Below are 1,591 nucleotides of genomic sequence, written 5' to 3' on the forward strand. Positions count from 1 at the left end.
GGGGGAACGAAATCTGGTAATCTAAGAGGCATGGATGAGAAGCACCTACTAGAGACGGCAGGAATTGACGCAGAGGATTGGGAAAAGACCCCAGCCAGTGTCAGACAGCTAGTGGTGCAGTTGGGGGATAAGATAGAGCAACTAGAGCAACACCTGAAAGAATTACAAGGAGCTAACCAGCAGCTTAACGAGAAAGTCAATCGGAACTCACAGAATTCCCATAGCCCTCCCGCTGCCGATGCCCCGAACATCGAGAAGAGAAAGAAAAAGAAGCCAACGGGAAAAAAGCGAGGCGGGCAACCAGGACACGCTGGTCATAGCCGTCCCCTGTATCCAGTGGAAGCGTGTGATAGGGTAACCGACCAATATCCCAAAACCTGCGCCTGTTGTGGAGAGAAACTCACAGGATTTGACCCCAACCCCTATCGTCATCAAGTAGTAGAGATTCCCCCCATCCAACTGCACATCGAAGAACATCGCCTACACCAACTAACCTGCATTCACTGCGGAGAGAAAACCAGAGCCGTCCTCCCGGTCGAAGTAGAAGAGAGCGGCTACGGAGAGAGATTGGTAGCCATCGTCTCGGTTTTGAGTGGGATGTACCGTCATTCCCATCGAATGGTGGTTTCTGCCATGTCCGACTTGTTTGGGGTGAAAATGTCTCTGGGGACAGTGAATCGTCTGAGAAGGGAAGGAAGTGAGGCAGTGTCGGAACCAGTAGAGGAAGCGAAAGCCTACATCCAATCCGCACCGATAGTGGGAGCCGATGAGACGGGGTTCGGGCAGGGAAATACTGATGGGAACAATCCGCAAAATAAGAGAGCTTGGCTGTGGGTTGCCGTCACCCCTTTGGTTAGCTTCTTTCAAGTGATGCTGTCGCGCTCTACTGCTGCGGCTCAATATTTATTGGGAGAGAGCAGAGAGCGGGATTCTCAACAGTGATCGCTATAACGCCTATAACTGGCTGGATGTGGCTCAAAGACAACTCTGTTGGGCGCATCTCAAACGAGAATTCACCAAAATCTCCGAACGCAGTGGGGTCTCTCGTCAATTGGGACGAGACTTGCTGGCCCAACAGAAAAAGTTATTTCGCGCCTGGGGGCGAGTGCGAGATGGAACTCTCAGTCGAAGTGAGTTTCAGTCATTAGTGTCACCGATTCAAGCGCGGGTGAGGCATTTACTCGGAGCTTGCGAGCGGCGTATCAGATTGGCTCGAAGGAGAAGACTCCTTTGGCTAAGACTGTTCGCACCTGCCGGCAACTGCTGAAAGTCGAGCCAGCCCTCTGGTTGTTCGTTACAGTCGAGGGATTGGAGCCGACGAATAATGCCGCCGAGAGAGCAATTCGTCCGGCTGTGCTGTGGCGGCGGACTAGCTTCGGCTCTCAAAGTGAGGCGGGTAGTGTTTTTGTGGCGCGGATGCTGACGGTAGTGACCAGCCTGCGTTCTCAGAATCGTAATGTCTTGGAATTTATGACTGAAGCGATTCGCGCCTCTAGGAAAGGCAGTACTTCTCCTTCTCTGCTGCCCCAGGAGAGTCCTCCCACAGAATCAATGCCACTGGCTGCTTGACAATCCCCCCCTGAACGCTTAC

Annotated in this window: 1 pseudogene; it reads left to right on the top strand. The window is 52.8% G+C overall.

Annotated elements, in window-relative coordinates:
• The first annotated feature begins 30 nt into the window (after window positions 1–30).
• Window positions 31–1,569: pseudogene (locus tag IQ224_RS23375) on the top strand (IS66 family transposase).
• Window positions 1,570–1,591 lie beyond the last annotated feature (22 nt).

The sequence above is a fragment of the Microcystis sp. LEGE 00066 genome (assembly GCF_015207925.1).
Taxonomy (GTDB): domain Bacteria; phylum Cyanobacteriota; class Cyanobacteriia; order Cyanobacteriales; family Microcystaceae; genus Microcystis; species Microcystis ichthyoblabe_A.